Genomic DNA, 13,905 nt, shown 5'->3' with positions numbered 1-13,905 from the left:
GATTAGTTTAACCTAACTAAATCAATGATAGCAAAAGTAAATGCCTAAGGGTTATTCTTGTTCGTGGAACTTTTCTGCAATGAGCGCCCCGATAGCTGCCAACGCGGCGTCGGCATCAGGGCCTTCACACTGCACGCGCACTTCCTTACCTTTGCCGCTCTCAAGGAGCAGTAAAGCCAAGACACTGTCGGCCTGAGCGCTCTTATCACCTTGATATAGCATTATTTCAGCATCAAAATTCATCGCCAGTTGCGCCAATTGTGAGGCTGCACGAGCATGTAGGCCTAACTTGTTTTGAATAATAAAAGTACCTTCAACCATCACTATTTTTCCTGCTCTCGATGGCGAATTTTCACGTTCGGATAGGTATCTAAAAAGCGCTCTCCCAAAGTTTGGGCAAGGTACACTGAGCGGTGTTGACCCCCAGTGCAGCCAATAGCAATGGTCAAATAACTACGGTTATTACGCTCTAAGTGGGGTAACCAAGTTTGAACAAAAGTTTGGATCTGCCAAGTGAACTTTTGCACGATTGAGTGACTGGCTAAATAGTCTTGAACGGGTTGGTCTAACCCTGTGAGCGCCTTTAGTTCAGGTTCCCAATGGGGATTGGGGAGAAACCGCACATCAAACACATAATCTGCATTCTTTGGAATGCCATGTTTAAATCCAAAAGACTCAAAAGTGATCAGTAATTGCTTGTCTTTTTTACCCAGCACTTTTTCACGGATCATCTCCGCCAACTGGTGAACACTGAGCTCAGTTGTATCAATAATAAAGTCGGCGTGGGAGATGAGTACATCAAGAAGCTGCTTCTCTTCACGAATAGCGACATCCAACGTCATATTTTGCATGGATAAGGGGTGTAGTCGACGAGTTTCAGAGAAACGCTTAATCAACGTTTGTTCATCACTATCAAGGTAAAACAGCGAAGGCTTAGCAAACTCAGGCAGGTAAGCGAGAATGTCGTTAAATTCATGCTGCTCTTTGGGCAAGTTGCGCACGTCGATACTGACGGCAATTTTGTCATAATTTGCTGAAACACTGCGCACCAAGGAGGGGAGTAAAATAACTGGGATGTTATCTACGCAATAGTACCCAAGGTCTTCGAGCACCCGTAACGCGACTGATTTTCCAGAACCCGAGCGACCACTGACAATGATAAGTTCCATCCGACAACTCCTTGTTTTACCCCAAAACGCACATTTAAACCACACCATGAATCAATACGGCGCGCATTAGTCGGCGATCAATTGATAAAGCTCTTGATCGCTGCTCGCCGAGCGCAGTTGTTTACACAGTTGTTTGTCTTTTAGTTTATCAGCAATTGTCGCTAAGGTCTTCAGGTGTTGTTCAGTCTCATTAGCCGGCACTAAAAGTGCGACAAAGATATCCACTGGACGGTTATCAATGGCATCAAAGTTAATGGCTTCGCGATTAGTTACAACAATGGCAATCGTACTGTCGATACCATCGAGACGGCCATGCGGAATAGCAACGCCTTTGCCGATGCCGGTACTGCCCAGCTTTTCGCGGGTCAGCAGAGCATCAAGTACCGATTGCTCGCTGAGGTGAGGACTGTGCTGATGAGCCACCTGAGAGAGGTACTCCAGCATTCTTTTTTTGCTATTAAAAAGGACCGCAGCTTTGCTGCAGTCCTTGGTAAAGAGTGAATCTAGGTTCATGTTAGTGACGAGATAATTTCTCTTTATGTTTAATCACTTGACGGTCGAGCTTATCAATTAAGCCGTCGATCGCCGCATACATATCTTGGTGCTCTGCGGTTGCGAACAGTTCACCACCGTTAACGTGAAGAGTAGCTTCTGCTTTTTGTGTTAGTTTTTCAATATCAAGAATGACATGCACATTATTTATATGGTCAAAGTGACGCTCTAATTTTGCAAATTTGCTATTCACATAGTTGCGAAGAGAATCAGTGATTTCTACGTGACGACCGGTAAGATTTAATTGCATAAGCATTTTCCTTCTTGTCTAACGTCTATATCAAACTTTTACGCTGATTTGACGGTGGAATGGCTAGCGATTCACGATATTTAGCAATCGTGCGCCGAGCCACTTTAATTCCTTGCTCGGCTAGTACGTCGGCAATCTTGCTATCACTCAACGGTTTAGCAGGATTCTCCGCAGCTACTAGCTTTTTGATCAATGCTCGAATCGCTGTAGACGAGCATTCACCTCCGTTTTCGGTTGTAACATGGCTGGAGAAAAAGTACTTCAGCTCAAAAATACCCCGTGGTGTATGCATATACTTTTGGGTGGTCACACGGGAAATCGTTGACTCATGCATTTCCACCATTTCGGCAACGTCATTAAGCACCATTGGCTTCATTGCCTCTTCACCATGTTCAAAGAATGCCTGTTGTTGTTGAACAATGCAATTAGTTACTTTAAGTAGCGTATCATTGCGTTGTTCCAAGCTCTTTATAAACCATTTCGCTTCTTGTAAATGCGAGCGAATAAATTGACTATCGCTTTGTGACTTACAGCTTCGCGACATTGATGCATAGTGATCGTTAACGCGGATCTTAGGCATACTATCTGGGTTTAATTCAACCACCCAGCGGCCTTTAACTTTCTTCACCGATACGTCTGGAATCACATACTCTGACTGCTCTCGCACAATCGTGGCTGCAGGAGTCGGATTTAAACTGTGTATCAGTGTCATCACCTCTTTTAACTGCGCTTCTTTAAGCTTAGTCTTTTTCATCAAGGTGCGATAGTCGCGACTACCAAGCAAATCAATATAGTTACAAACTACCTCTTTGGTCTCTTCAAGCCAAGGGGTTTGTGGGTCAAATTGCTTGAGCTGGATCAACAAGCACTCTTGTAAAGAACGTGCACCAATTCCTACTGGATCAAAGAGTTGGATACGCTTGAGAACGGCTTCAATTTCATCGAGCTCGATACCATCGTCTTGTTCATCATGATTCAAGCTTTCCAGCAGATCTTCACAACTGACCGTTAAAATGCCGTTGTCATTGATGGCTTCAATGATGGCTGTGGCGATAGCCTCGTCGGTGGCACTAAAAGGTGTTAATTGCAGCTGCCACATTAAATAATCGTGTAACGACTCGGTGGTTTCGCCTTGATAGATAGACTCATCTTCTGGCATAGGCCCAGAGGAGGCAACGGGAGCCGCACTAATATACTCATCCCAAGACACATCCATGGGCAAGTCTTCACTGATGGACTCGTTGTTCATGGCATCAGCACTTTCAACTTCGTCCTTACTGGCGCTGGCCGTCTCGGCGGTGTCGTTATTTTGGTTGTCGGACGTCGACTCTTTTTGCTCTTGGTTGTCGTTATTATCGGCGTAATTGTCTTCTTCAACTTCAAGTAATGGGTTGGCGTCCAACGCCTCTTGAATTTCTTGTTGGAGATCCAAAGTACTGAGCTGCAACAGGCGAATCGCTTGCTGCAATTGTGGGGTCATTGTTAATTGCTGGCCTAGGCGCAGCTGTAATGATTGCCTCATGTATCTCTAACAATCCTTTAATCGTTATAATCTAAACTGCTCACCCAAATAGACGTCGCGAACCGTTTGATCGGCAAGAACTTGCTCTGGAGTGCCAGAAGCAATGAGCTCGCCATGGGAAACAATGTATGCGGTTTCACATACGTCTAGGGTCTCTCGCACGTTGTGGTCGGTGATTAATACACCAATGCCACGATTGCGCAGATGCTCTATGATTTTCTTTATATCTAACACTGAAATAGGGTCGACACCAGCAAAAGGTTCATCCAACAAGATAAACTTGGGATTTGCCGCCAATGCTCGCGCTATTTCTACCCGGCGACGTTCGCCACCAGATAACGCCATTCCTTGTGAGTCTCGAATGTGCTGTATATTAAACTCATCAAGTAGGCCCTCAAGCTCGCTTTCACGCTCTGCTTTGCTTAAGCCCTTGCGGGTTTCCAGGATGGCCATCAAATTTTGAAAAACTGTCAGCTTTCGAAAAATAGATGATTCTTGCGGTAAATAACCAATACCTAAGCGCGCACGAGAGTGCATCGGCATCAAGGTGATATCCTCATCATCAATACTGATGGTGCCTTTATCACTGGGTACCAAGCCAACTATCATGTAAAAAGTAGTTGTCTTACCGGCTCCATTAGGGCCGAGCAAGCCGACGATACTACCTGCTTGTACTTCTAAGCCCACACTTTTGACGACCTCCCGGCCTTTATAGCTTTTCGCTAATTTTTGTGCTTTAAGAGTCGCCATTATTGCTCTTTCTCCGGCGTATCGTCACTTTGTGGTGTTAATGTTGTGCGCACTCGTGTGCTGGAGTTTTCATCCTTTTCGGCGGTGATCAGCTGTTTGGCAATATCATAGCTTATGGTTTCGGCAACGATATGCTGGTCGGCCATGGCAATCTTAGCATCACCTTGAATTTTAAGGGTCTCAGAGGCGACGTCATAACGAATTTCCAGCGCCTGTGCAGAAATCTCAGTGCCATCTTCCATCACTTCGGTGTACACTGCTGGTGAGCCGGTGGCTACGAGCAATTGCTTGTTATCACCCAATTCTGGACGACGGTGAGCCTCAAGGCGGTCAGCTTTTATTTCCCGTTTGCCGTGAACAATATGCACGTTCTTATCAAAAATAGTGATATTTTCTTTGATCAGTGCTTGTTGTTTGTCGGCATCAATTAACACTTCCTTGGCGGTGATTTGCTCAGCAATAGCGCTGGCAGAGCACAAGCCAATTGCGATGGATGTAATTAATGCACTGATTTTATTGGTCATAATATATTGTTCGCGTATGTTCTGTTAATTCAACTATCTCTGTATTGAGGTCTGCTTTCAAGCCTTGCCCGGTGATCTTCATATTCGGGCCACTTAATACTACAGCCTGCTCGGACTCCATGCGCTGGCTATCTATATCAACTTGAATGGCCTCAGCGCTGACCTTCTCAATCATCGCCCCTTCTTTTAAGTTGGTGGCGGTGACGTTATTTTCCAAGATCAAAATGTTGTTGTTGTATAAAGTCGCTTCATCGGCGTTTACCTGCCAATTTTCTGTTTCACCATATAAGGTAAATACCGGCTTGGTGAAATGCGTAAACCCGAGCTCTTGATACAGCTCCATTTCCTCAGCATAAACGGTGTGGCTTAACTCACCCTGATCGTTATAACTAGTCTGACTTAGCCCAGTTGCGATATAGTCGGGTGTGGCAATATGGTCTTGCTGAGCGACACCATTATCTGTCGACTTCATAAAATAAGGGTACCAAAGCCACGCCATCGCGACGATAAATAGCAGTGATATGAGCGCTCTCGCTGCGTTCATGTGCTACTTCCCTGTGTTCCCAGGCTATGTCCTTGGGCCAGCATCAGCAAATCTGTGAGCTCACGCACAGCACCAAAACCGCCCGGTAGCAAGGTACTGTAATGGGCTATTCGCTTAACCAGTGGATGAGCGTCGTTAACCGCTACGGCGAACCCGACTTGCTCCATCACCGGTAAATCAGGGCCATCATCACCAATGTAGGCTATTTGCTCATCGCTTAGGTTTAATGTGCGTTTTAACTGTGCATAGGCTTCGAGCTTATTCTCTTTACCTTGATAAATGTGGGGGACACCCAAGCTTTGCATTCGCGTTTGTACTATCTGTGATTGTCGTCCGGTGATAACAGCAACTTCAACACCCGCATTGAGCAACGCTTTAATGCCGAACCCGTCTTTGGTATTAAAGGCCTTTAATTCCTCGCCTTGATTGCCTAAGTAAATACGGCCATCTGAAAACACGCCATCAATATCGCAAATTAACAATCGAGTACGCTGTGCACGTTGCCATGCGCCTTCGTCTATGGCTTGGTATAACTCTGAAAACAACACTAAATCACCCCCGCGCGCAATAAGTCTTGCGTGTTCAGCGCGCCAACGGGACGTTGCTCGTGATCGGTCACAATGAGTCCATTAATGCGTTTTTGCTCCATAATTTTCAGTGCTTCCGCCGCCAGCATATGAGCATCGGCTGTGGTGCAGTTTGGAGTCATTACCTCAATCAGCGCGGTGTTGTGAATATCCACTCGCTGCTCCAATACACGGCGTAAATCGCCATCGGTAAATAGCCCTACTAGTCGGTCAGTATCATCGACAACAGCGGTCATTCCTAAGCCCTTGCTTGAGATTTCTAACAAGGCTTCTTTAATGCTTTGTGATTGGTGACTGCGTGGCACGTCATTGCCGCTATGCATAACATCACTCAAGGTCAGTAATAAACGTTTACCTAAGCTCCCGCCGGGATGAGAGAGGGCAAAGTCATCGGCAGTAAAGCCTTTGGCTTCTAATAAAGCAACAGCGAGTGCATCGCCCATTGCCAAGGTTGCTGTCGTGCTTGCGGTGGGGGCTAAACCCAGTGGGCAGGCTTCTTGCGATACTTTAATACATATATGGGCATCAGCTAAGGTGGCCATACTTGATTGACGGTTGCCGGTCATGGCAATCATGGGCGCACCAATACGTTTAATTACCGGAATAATGCTCACAATTTCGTGCGTTTCGCCAGAGTTAGAAATGAGCATAACGATGTCATTTTCAGTGATCATGCCTAAATCTCCATGGCTGGCCTCACCTGGGTGCACGAAAAACGCTGGAGTGCCGGTACTTGCTAGGGTCGCGGCAATTTTATTGCCAACATGTCCTGATTTACCCATGCCAATAACGATGACTCGGCCGCTACAAGCCATGATCATCTCGCACGCTTGAATAAATTGTGCGTCTAAATACTGATGTAACTCCTGCAAAGCGGTTCGTTCTATTTCTAAAACCCGTTGTGCGGTGGCAATAAAGCTTTGGCTCATACTATTACTCTAGGCTAACTGACTAAAAATATATCCTTGGTAGGCAAAAAATGCGACTAGTAAAAAGCCGCCCTCGATTCTGTTGATACGCCGCGCGCCACGAAAGTTCAAACTCATGGCAATAAGCACCACCGTTGCCGCAATCATAATTAATGCATCACGGTTAGCGGCGGAGGGGTCGATAACCGATGGGTTTAAAATACCGGCGATGGATAGGACAGCGAGAATATTAAATAGATTCGAGCCGACAATGTTGCCCAGTGCTAAGTCATCTTCATTTTTCAGCACCCCAGCCACACAAGCAGCAAGCTCCGGTAAACTAGTGCCAATGGCAATGATGGTAAGCCCAATGACTAAATCAGAAAGGCCAAAATACTGGGCTATATCCACTGCTGAGTCGACAATAAAATGCGAACTGATGGGCAGCATCGCCATCCCAATAATTAACCAAATCAGTGCGGACTTGGTGCTCACCCCACTGGGTATTTCATCACAGACTTCATTCACCAAGGGATCGTCATCATTACTTTTTTGATTGCGTGAAATAACAATCAAAAAAACGATAAAGGTGACAAAACCGCCTGCCAATAGCCATCCCTCAAGCTGAGAGAAATAATTATCGGTAAACATATACCATGCAATCAGTGACACCACGAGCACAATGGGCATTTCGCGCTTTAGCGTAATAGAGGACACTGAAAGTGGGCGTAGCAAAGCGGTAATACCTAACACCAAAAGAATATTGGTAATGTTTGAACCAATGGCATTGCCGACAGCGGTATCGGTTTTATCTGCCAGTGCCGCAGAAGCTGATACCATCATCTCTGGTGCCGACGACCCCATTGCGACCACAGTCAAACCGATGATTAGGGCTGGCACCCCTAAGTTGCGTGCCAGCGCAGCTGCGCCATAAACAAAACGATCCGCACTCCATACTAGGGCGACAAAACCAGCGACTAGAATGGCGAAAGAGGTGAGCATGATTAATGAGCCATTGATGTAAGTGAAACCTTGGCGCAGATAGTAACAAACTGGGCTGTGTTTGTGTAAGAAAACCGTGTGTTTAGGTGTTCCACTGAGCAGGAATTTGAACAGGCTTACAAAAATTTACAGAATCTTTTTTCCCTCAGCGTAAAAAAACTTTAAAATACGAGGTCTAATGATAGAAATGAGCGGGAGAGCGACTTGTCGCAACCAATAGTAGAAATCAAGGATGTTACCTTCTCGCGCGGAGAGCGTGTTATCTATCAAAATATGGACTTTACCATTCCGAAAGGGAAGATCACTGCTGTTATGGGCCCAAGTGGTATAGGTAAAACCACTTTGCTCAGGCTGATTGGTGGGCAATTAAAGCCCGATTCGGGCGATATTTTATTTCAAGGCAATAGCATTCCAAGCATGTCACGTTCGGCGCTTTATCAAGCGCGAACAAAAATGAGCATGTTGTTTCAAAGTGGTGCGCTGTTTACCGATATGTCGGTGTATGACAATATCGCCTTTCCTCTTAGAGAGCACACTGAACTCAGTGAGGAGTTAATTCGCTTGGTGGTGTTAATGAAGCTACAAGCGGTTGGCTTACGTGGCGCAAAAGATTTAATGCCTGCTGAGTTGTCCGGGGGGATGGCACGCCGCGCTGCTTTGGCTCGCGCAATAGCCCTAGACCCTGAGTTTATTATGTATGATGAGCCTTTCGCCGGACAAGACCCCATCTCAATGGGCGTGTTAGTGCGGCTAATTAAATCACTCAACGAAGTGTTGGGGTTGTCTTCTTTGATTGTTACCCACGATGTGCAAGAGGTGTTGAGTATCGCCGACCACGTGATTATTCTCGCCGACAAAGGGGTGATTGGCAGTGGCAGCCCGGCACAAATGCGCGAACATGAATCGCCCTTAGTGCAGCAGTTTCTGCAAGGGCTGTCCGATGGGCCAGTGCCTTTTCACTTTGATGCTGAGCCTTATGAACAGGAGTTGTTGTCATGATGCAGTCGCTGCTTAATTTGTGGCAACGCCTTGGACATAAAAGTCTAAGCCGTTTCGCGTCGATGGGGCGCGCTACACAGATGTTGCTGGGTGCCTTAATTAGTGTTCCTAATGTGCGCAAAGGCACGCCCTTATTAATTCGACAGCTGTATATGGTGGGTTTTCAGTCACTGATTATTATTTTGGTGTCAGGGCTGTTTATTGGCATGGTCTTAGCTCTGCAAGGTTATACTGTATTAGTTGATTACGGCGCTGAAGATAGCTTGGGGCCCCTGGTTGCTTTGAGCCTATTACGCGAACTAGGGCCGGTGGTGACGGCGCTGTTATTTGCTGGTCGCGCTGGTAGTGCGTTAACCGCCGAAATTGGTTTAATGAAAGCCACCGAGCAGTTAACGAGTTTAGAAATGATGGCTGTAGACCCGCTAAAGCGCGTCATTTCACCACGCTTTTGGGCCGGCATGATTAGTATGCCGCTGCTTGCGCTGATCTTCTCTGCTATTGCCATCATCGGCGCACATTTAGTGGGCGTAGATTGGCTTGGCGTAGATAGAGGCAGCTTCTGGTCTATTATGCAAGCGCAAGTGTCGTTCGAAAAAGACGTTCTCAACGGCCTGATTAAAAGCTTTGTCTTCGCCTTGTTGGTAACCTGGATAGCCCTATACAAAGGCTATGACTGTATCCCGACCTCTGAGGGGATCAGTAAAGCGACCACAGAAACCGTTGTGCATTCATCATTAGCCGTTCTTGGCTTCGATTTTATTTTGACCGCCGTAATGTTTGGCGGCTAAAGGATTAACACCATGAATTCGAGAAAAATTGAAATTTTAGTCGGCTTCTTTGTCACTCTTGGTGTGGCGGCGCTGGCAATTCTGGCTTTAAAGGTCGCTAATGCAGGATTAGCTGGTAGTAATGGCACTTATTCATTGCAGGCTAAGTTTGAAAATATAGGATCGTTGAAAACACGCGCTCCGATTAAAGTCGGTGGCGTTGTGGTTGGCCGTGTTGAGGGCATCCAAGTGCACCCCAGTGAATTTGTTCCTGTGGTTGAAATGGCCATCGACAACCAATATGAGTGTAAGTTTTCCGATGCCACATCGGTATCGATATTAACCTCGGGCATACTCGGCGAGCAGTATTTGGGTATTTCCCCGGTCATAGCGAGTGACTCGGCACAGCAAAGTTGTTTAGGCAATGAAGTGGCGCAGGCACAAAGCGAGGATGAGCTTTCGATAGATGCCGTATTTGGCGTACAAACGAAAGCGCTCAAGGATGGCGATATGATCACTGACACCAAATCAGCCTTGGTTTTAGAAGAGCTTATCGGCCAGTTTTTATTTAATCAAAGTAGCGAGTAATGATTATGCGTAAGCTGTTCATTGTTTTAACTGCCGTACTCTTGGCCGCCACTTCTAGCTTACAGGCACAAGAGGTGGATTTAAGTGAACCTTATAAAATGGTGCGTCAGGTTGCTGATAACACCTTTAAACGTGTTGAGCGCGATCAACAGAAAATTCAAGCCGATAAAGAATATCTAAAGGTCATTGTCGAAGAAGAGCTGTTGCCCTATATCGACTATAAGTATGCGTCTTATCGTATGCTCGCAAGCTATATTCAAAAAGCGCGCAGTATCGAAGACCCCGAAGAGAAGAAGCAGGCGATAGCCCATATAAAGCGCTTTATTGATGTCTTCAGAAACTACCTGGTAACTACCTATGCTGGGGTGTTTACACAGTACACGAACCAAAAGGTTGAGTTTGCCGCGCCTCGCGATATTGGTGATGCGAATGTGGTTGTGGTAAAGACCACCATTAAGGACCCAGGCAAACCAGACATTGATATTGGCTTCAAAGTGCGTAAGGATAACGACAACCAATGGCGTGCTTATGACATGATCGCCGAAGGCATCAGTTTGCTTGATGCCAAGCAAAGCGAAATACACGGTATTTTGCGCCAAGAAGGTATTGAGCACGTGATTGATTTACTAGATAAGAAAAGCCAGTTACCTGTGCAATTTCGAGGTGATGGTGTCGATGAGTAAGCTGTCGCTGCAACAAATAAAGCCACAGCACTTTGCCATTGCCGGTGAGCTAACTCGCTACAGCGTTGCCGATAAACGCTTAAGTGAGCAGCTTGTGCAAGGCCTAGAGCAAGTGGAAATCGATTTGAGCGAAGTGACGCGAGTCGATACTGCAGGCTTAGCGTGGCTTATTCAGGCATCGTCGCAACTGCAACGCCAAGGGCGCCAGTTACAACTAAACCATATACCTGAGCAGTTGCATAAACTTATGCAGTTGGGACAGGTCGAAAGTATTTTTGAGTGAGAGTGATGCAAAGCAGTCAAGTAGAAGCTTTATTAAAACAAGAGCTAGGTCTTGAAGAGATAATCGTAAAAGTAGAAGGGACCCATTACCAAGTAATTGCCGTGGGTGACTGCTTCGATGGGCTCACACCAGTGAAAAAGCAACAGCTTGTTTATAAACCACTGATGGAAAAAATCTCAGACGGCACTATTCATGCGGTTTCTATTCGCGCTTTTACGCCAGAGCAATGGCAACGCGAACGTAAGTTTATCCTTCCGCAGTAATTAGGAATCAGCATGGACCATTTTATTATTCAAGGCGGCACACCGCTCAGCGGTGAGCTCACCATTTCTGGTGCTAAAAATGCAGCATTGCCAATTTTATTCGCAGCGCTGCTGGCTGATTCACAAAGCACGTTTAGCAATGTTCCTAAGCTGCGGGATATCAATACCACCGAAGCGCTGTTGAAAGAATTAGGCGCAGGAGTTCGTTGGCAAGACGAGCAATTACTGATCGATGGTGGTTCTGTCGATAAGGTGCTTGCTCCTTACGACTTAGTAAAACAAATGCGCGCATCGGTGTTGGCCTTAGGCCCCTTACTTGCACGCTTTGGCCAAGCTCAAGTTTCTCTGCCCGGTGGCTGTGCCATTGGGGCACGACCTGTGGATATTCATATTCAAGGTATGCGCCGTATGGGAGCAACCATTGAGGTTGAAAATGGGTACATTAATGCCCATGTCGAAGGTCGGCTGCAAGGTGCGGAAATCTTTATGGATACCGTCAGTGTGGGGGCAACCGAAAACCTGTTGATGGCGGCAACCTTAGCACAAGGTAAGACGGTACTCGAAAACGCGGCGCGTGAGCCGGAGATTAGCGATTTAGCCAAGTACTTGAATAACATGGGCGCTAAAATCAGCGGAGCAGGAACCAGTCGCATCGAAGTGCAAGGCGTAGAGCGTTTGCAAGGGTGTGAGCATGCGATTTTACCGGATCGTATAGAAACTGGAACATTCCTAGTTGCAGCGGCCATGGCAAAAGGCGATGTGTTATGCAAAAACACAGATTATCATAGCCTTGAGCCAGTTATTGAAAAACTGCGCGAGGCGAATGCACTTGTTGAAGTGACCGACAACAGCATCTACCTAGATATGCGTGGTCGTGAGCTCAAAGCTGTGAATATTAAAACCGCACCTCACCCAGGGTTTCCTACGGATATGCAAGCGCAGTTTACGGCGCTAAATGTGGTTGCTAATGGCAGCGCCACAATCACGGAAACTATTTTTGAAAACCGGTTTATGCATGTACCTGAACTTCAGCGCATGGGAGCCAATATTCGCCTTGAAGGGAATACCGCAATTTGTGGCGACAGTCCTAAATTGACTGGCGCACGGGTTATGGCGACCGACTTGCGGGCCTCTGCAAGTTTGATCTTAACCGGGATCATTGCCAGTGGTGAAACCCGTGTTGACCGCATTTATCATGTTGATCGTGGTTATGAGCATATTGAAGACAAACTCAGCGCGCTTGGTGCCAATATTAAACGTGTGAGTGAGTAGTCTCGCTATTGACTAGGTAATAGAAAAAGGCCGCTGATAGCGGCCTTTTTAGATGGTAATCTGGGTGTGTTCGATTATAACCGGGTTTCTAGTTCAGCGACGGTGACCGTCAAGGTGTGCGGCTCACCATCACGGTAGAGTTCCACCTCAAGTTCAGTCCCCGGTTCGGTATTGGCAATGCGCTCCAGAGTCTGTTGGATATTACTCACCGAATGCCCGCCCATGCTGACGACAATATCGCCTTCTTTGATACCAGCTCGCCACGCCGGCCCGAGTGGATCCATTTTATTAATACGCATACCGGCGATGGCCATATGGTTATTAGTGACTTCCCGACCTTGCTGATCGACAGCGGTTACATCCATGCCCATGTAGCCACGCACAACCCGACCATAGCGAATAAGCTTATCCATAACATCCTTAGCGAGAGAGTAGGGAACAGCAAAGAAGATCCCTTGAATATCGAGGTTCGCTCGGGTTTTAAACTGTGCTGAGGTAATGCCAACCAAGTCGCCATGAGAATTCACTAAGGCACCGCCTGAGTTACCGACATTTATTGCGGCATCCATTTGTAGCAAGCTACTGTGGGAGCTGTCGGTTACTCGTTGCTTTCCGGTGGCACTAATAATCCCCTGAGTAATGGTTTGCCCTAAGTTAAGGGGGTTACCAATAGCCAGCACCACATCGCCAACCTGAGGTTTGAAGTCGTTATCAACTGGGATAGCTGGTAGATTCTCCCCCGCTACTTTCAATAATGCCAAATCAGTAACGGTATCGAACCCTACTAACTGCACCTCACTAAAACGGCGTCCGTCAGCAAGAATGACCTCGACTAAATCAGCATTATTAATGACATGGTAGTTAGTCAAAATGTAGCCGTCTGGACTCATTAGTACGCCTGAGCCGAGTTCAGATACGGTGTTCTGTCTTTGCATGTAACGTGGCTGAGTCGAGATGCGCTCAGAATACACTGTGACCACTGCGGGCGCGGCGCGGCGTACCGCTTTGGCGTAGCTCATATGGGAGCCAGTAAAGCCATCAGCGGAGAGAATGGGGAGCAAAGCATCACGCAAAGACGGAGTGGCGAGCACAATAACAAAGGCGATACCCAGACCACTTAATAGCGGCAGCAAGGCGAACTTAATCTTTTTCAGCACGAGATAATAATTATTATTTATTTATAAGCTTAGGCAATGATGGCACATAAACGACAACAGCGGCAAGGGCGCCGCTGTTGAATGT

The 13,905-nt window shown here is 46.7% G+C and carries 19 protein-coding genes; 7 read left to right on the top strand and 12 right to left on the bottom strand.

The features are described 5' to 3' along the window. Positions 1–51 precede the first annotated feature (51 nt). The 11 genes from FIU82_RS13460 to FIU82_RS13410 all read right to left on the bottom strand — a co-directional run bounded on the left by FIU82_RS13460 (position 52) and on the right by FIU82_RS13410 (position 7,808). A complete protein-coding gene (locus FIU82_RS13460) occupies positions 52–324 on the bottom strand; it encodes an HPr family phosphocarrier protein (RefSeq protein WP_053909878.1) in 273 nt (90 codons plus the stop codon). Further along, positions 324–1,169, bottom strand: a complete 846-nt coding sequence (rapZ, locus tag FIU82_RS13455) for an RNase adapter RapZ (protein ID WP_022945548.1) — start codon at positions 1,167–1,169, stop codon at positions 324–326. Before rapZ ends, FIU82_RS13460 begins: the two co-directional genes overlap by 1 nt. A 66-nt stretch (positions 1,170–1,235) precedes the next feature. Next, positions 1,236–1,682 (bottom strand): PTS IIA-like nitrogen regulatory protein PtsN, encoded by a 447-nt coding sequence (ptsN, locus tag FIU82_RS13450; RefSeq protein ID WP_022945549.1) that lies wholly within the window; start codon positions 1,680–1,682, stop codon positions 1,236–1,238. A 1-nt stretch (position 1,683) separates the two neighbouring features. Next, entirely contained in the window at positions 1,684–1,971 is a 288-nt protein-coding gene (gene hpf, locus FIU82_RS13445) for a ribosome hibernation promoting factor (protein WP_022945550.1), read from the bottom strand. Positions 1,972–1,996: 25 nt separating this feature from the next. Continuing rightward, a complete protein-coding gene (locus FIU82_RS13440; RefSeq protein ID WP_022945551.1) occupies positions 1,997–3,493 on the bottom strand; it encodes an RNA polymerase factor sigma-54 in 1,497 nt (498 codons plus the stop codon). A 24-nt stretch (positions 3,494–3,517) separates the two neighbouring features. Continuing rightward, the gene (gene lptB, locus FIU82_RS13435; RefSeq protein ID WP_022945552.1) at positions 3,518–4,243 is read right to left on the bottom strand and encodes an LPS export ABC transporter ATP-binding protein; all 726 of its coding nucleotides are present in this window, start codon (positions 4,241–4,243) and stop codon (positions 3,518–3,520) included. Next, entirely contained in the window at positions 4,243–4,767 is a 525-nt protein-coding gene (lptA, locus tag FIU82_RS13430) for a lipopolysaccharide transport periplasmic protein LptA (RefSeq protein WP_130147159.1), read from the bottom strand. Before lptA ends, lptB begins: the two co-directional genes overlap by 1 nt. After that, positions 4,757–5,311 carry an LPS export ABC transporter periplasmic protein LptC gene (lptC, locus tag FIU82_RS13425; RefSeq protein ID WP_152441272.1) on the bottom strand — a complete coding sequence of 185 codons (555 nt, stop codon included), beginning with the start codon at positions 5,309–5,311 and terminating at the stop codon, positions 4,757–4,759. The genes lptA and lptC overlap by 11 nt, the downstream gene beginning before the upstream one ends. Continuing rightward, a complete protein-coding gene (gene kdsC, locus FIU82_RS13420; RefSeq protein ID WP_022945555.1) occupies positions 5,308–5,859 on the bottom strand; it encodes a 3-deoxy-manno-octulosonate-8-phosphatase KdsC in 552 nt (183 codons plus the stop codon). Before kdsC ends, lptC begins: the two co-directional genes overlap by 4 nt. After that, positions 5,859–6,827, bottom strand: coding sequence for a KpsF/GutQ family sugar-phosphate isomerase (locus FIU82_RS13415; protein ID WP_152441271.1), 969 nt, complete (start codon positions 6,825–6,827; stop codon positions 5,859–5,861). The genes kdsC and FIU82_RS13415 overlap by 1 nt, the downstream gene beginning before the upstream one ends. A 9-nt stretch (positions 6,828–6,836) precedes the next feature. Then, the gene (locus FIU82_RS13410; protein WP_152441270.1) at positions 6,837–7,808 is read right to left on the bottom strand and encodes a calcium/sodium antiporter; all 972 of its coding nucleotides are present in this window, start codon (positions 7,806–7,808) and stop codon (positions 6,837–6,839) included. Positions 7,809–8,012: 204 nt separating this feature from the next. On the opposite strand from FIU82_RS13410, the gene FIU82_RS13405 reads away from it, so the two are divergent. The 7 genes from FIU82_RS13405 to murA are packed head-to-tail and all read left to right on the top strand — an operon-like array spanning position 8,013 to position 12,663. After that, positions 8,013–8,807, top strand: coding sequence for an ATP-binding cassette domain-containing protein (locus FIU82_RS13405; RefSeq protein ID WP_081604435.1), 795 nt, complete (start codon positions 8,013–8,015; stop codon positions 8,805–8,807). A gap of 8 nt (positions 8,808–8,815) precedes the next feature. Then, on the top strand, positions 8,816–9,595 hold the full coding sequence (gene mlaE / locus FIU82_RS13400; RefSeq protein WP_026111194.1) for a lipid asymmetry maintenance ABC transporter permease subunit MlaE: 780 nt from the start codon (positions 8,816–8,818) through the stop codon (positions 9,593–9,595). Positions 9,596–9,607: 12 nt separating this feature from the next. Then, the gene (gene mlaD, locus FIU82_RS13395) at positions 9,608–10,162 is read left to right on the top strand and encodes an outer membrane lipid asymmetry maintenance protein MlaD (protein ID WP_022945560.1); all 555 of its coding nucleotides are present in this window, start codon (positions 9,608–9,610) and stop codon (positions 10,160–10,162) included. A gap of 5 nt (positions 10,163–10,167) precedes the next feature. After that, positions 10,168–10,845, top strand: coding sequence for a phospholipid-binding protein MlaC (locus FIU82_RS13390; protein ID WP_152441269.1), 678 nt, complete (start codon positions 10,168–10,170; stop codon positions 10,843–10,845). Continuing rightward, positions 10,838–11,128, top strand: a complete 291-nt coding sequence (locus FIU82_RS13385) for a lipid asymmetry maintenance protein MlaB (protein ID WP_152441268.1) — start codon at positions 10,838–10,840, stop codon at positions 11,126–11,128. The genes FIU82_RS13390 and FIU82_RS13385 overlap by 8 nt, the downstream gene beginning before the upstream one ends. A 5-nt stretch (positions 11,129–11,133) precedes the next feature. Then, positions 11,134–11,391, top strand: coding sequence for a BolA family protein (locus tag FIU82_RS13380; protein WP_026111196.1), 258 nt, complete (start codon positions 11,134–11,136; stop codon positions 11,389–11,391). Between the two features lie 12 nt (positions 11,392–11,403). Beyond that, positions 11,404–12,663: a UDP-N-acetylglucosamine 1-carboxyvinyltransferase gene (gene murA / locus FIU82_RS13375; protein WP_022945564.1), complete on the top strand. Its 1,260-nt coding sequence runs from the start codon at positions 11,404–11,406 to the stop codon at positions 12,661–12,663. Positions 12,664–12,737: 74 nt separating this feature from the next. Here the strand turns inward: murA and FIU82_RS13370 are convergent, their stop codons facing one another. Then, positions 12,738–13,820, bottom strand: coding sequence for a trypsin-like peptidase domain-containing protein (locus FIU82_RS13370; protein WP_152441267.1), 1,083 nt, complete (start codon positions 13,818–13,820; stop codon positions 12,738–12,740). Between the last annotated feature and the right edge of the window lie 85 nt (positions 13,821–13,905).

Origin of the sequence: Pseudoalteromonas sp. THAF3 (assembly GCF_009363775.1) — a bacterium.
GTDB lineage: Bacteria > Pseudomonadota > Gammaproteobacteria > Enterobacterales > Alteromonadaceae > Pseudoalteromonas > Pseudoalteromonas ruthenica.
This window is presented reverse-complemented; position numbering and strand designations above follow the sequence as displayed.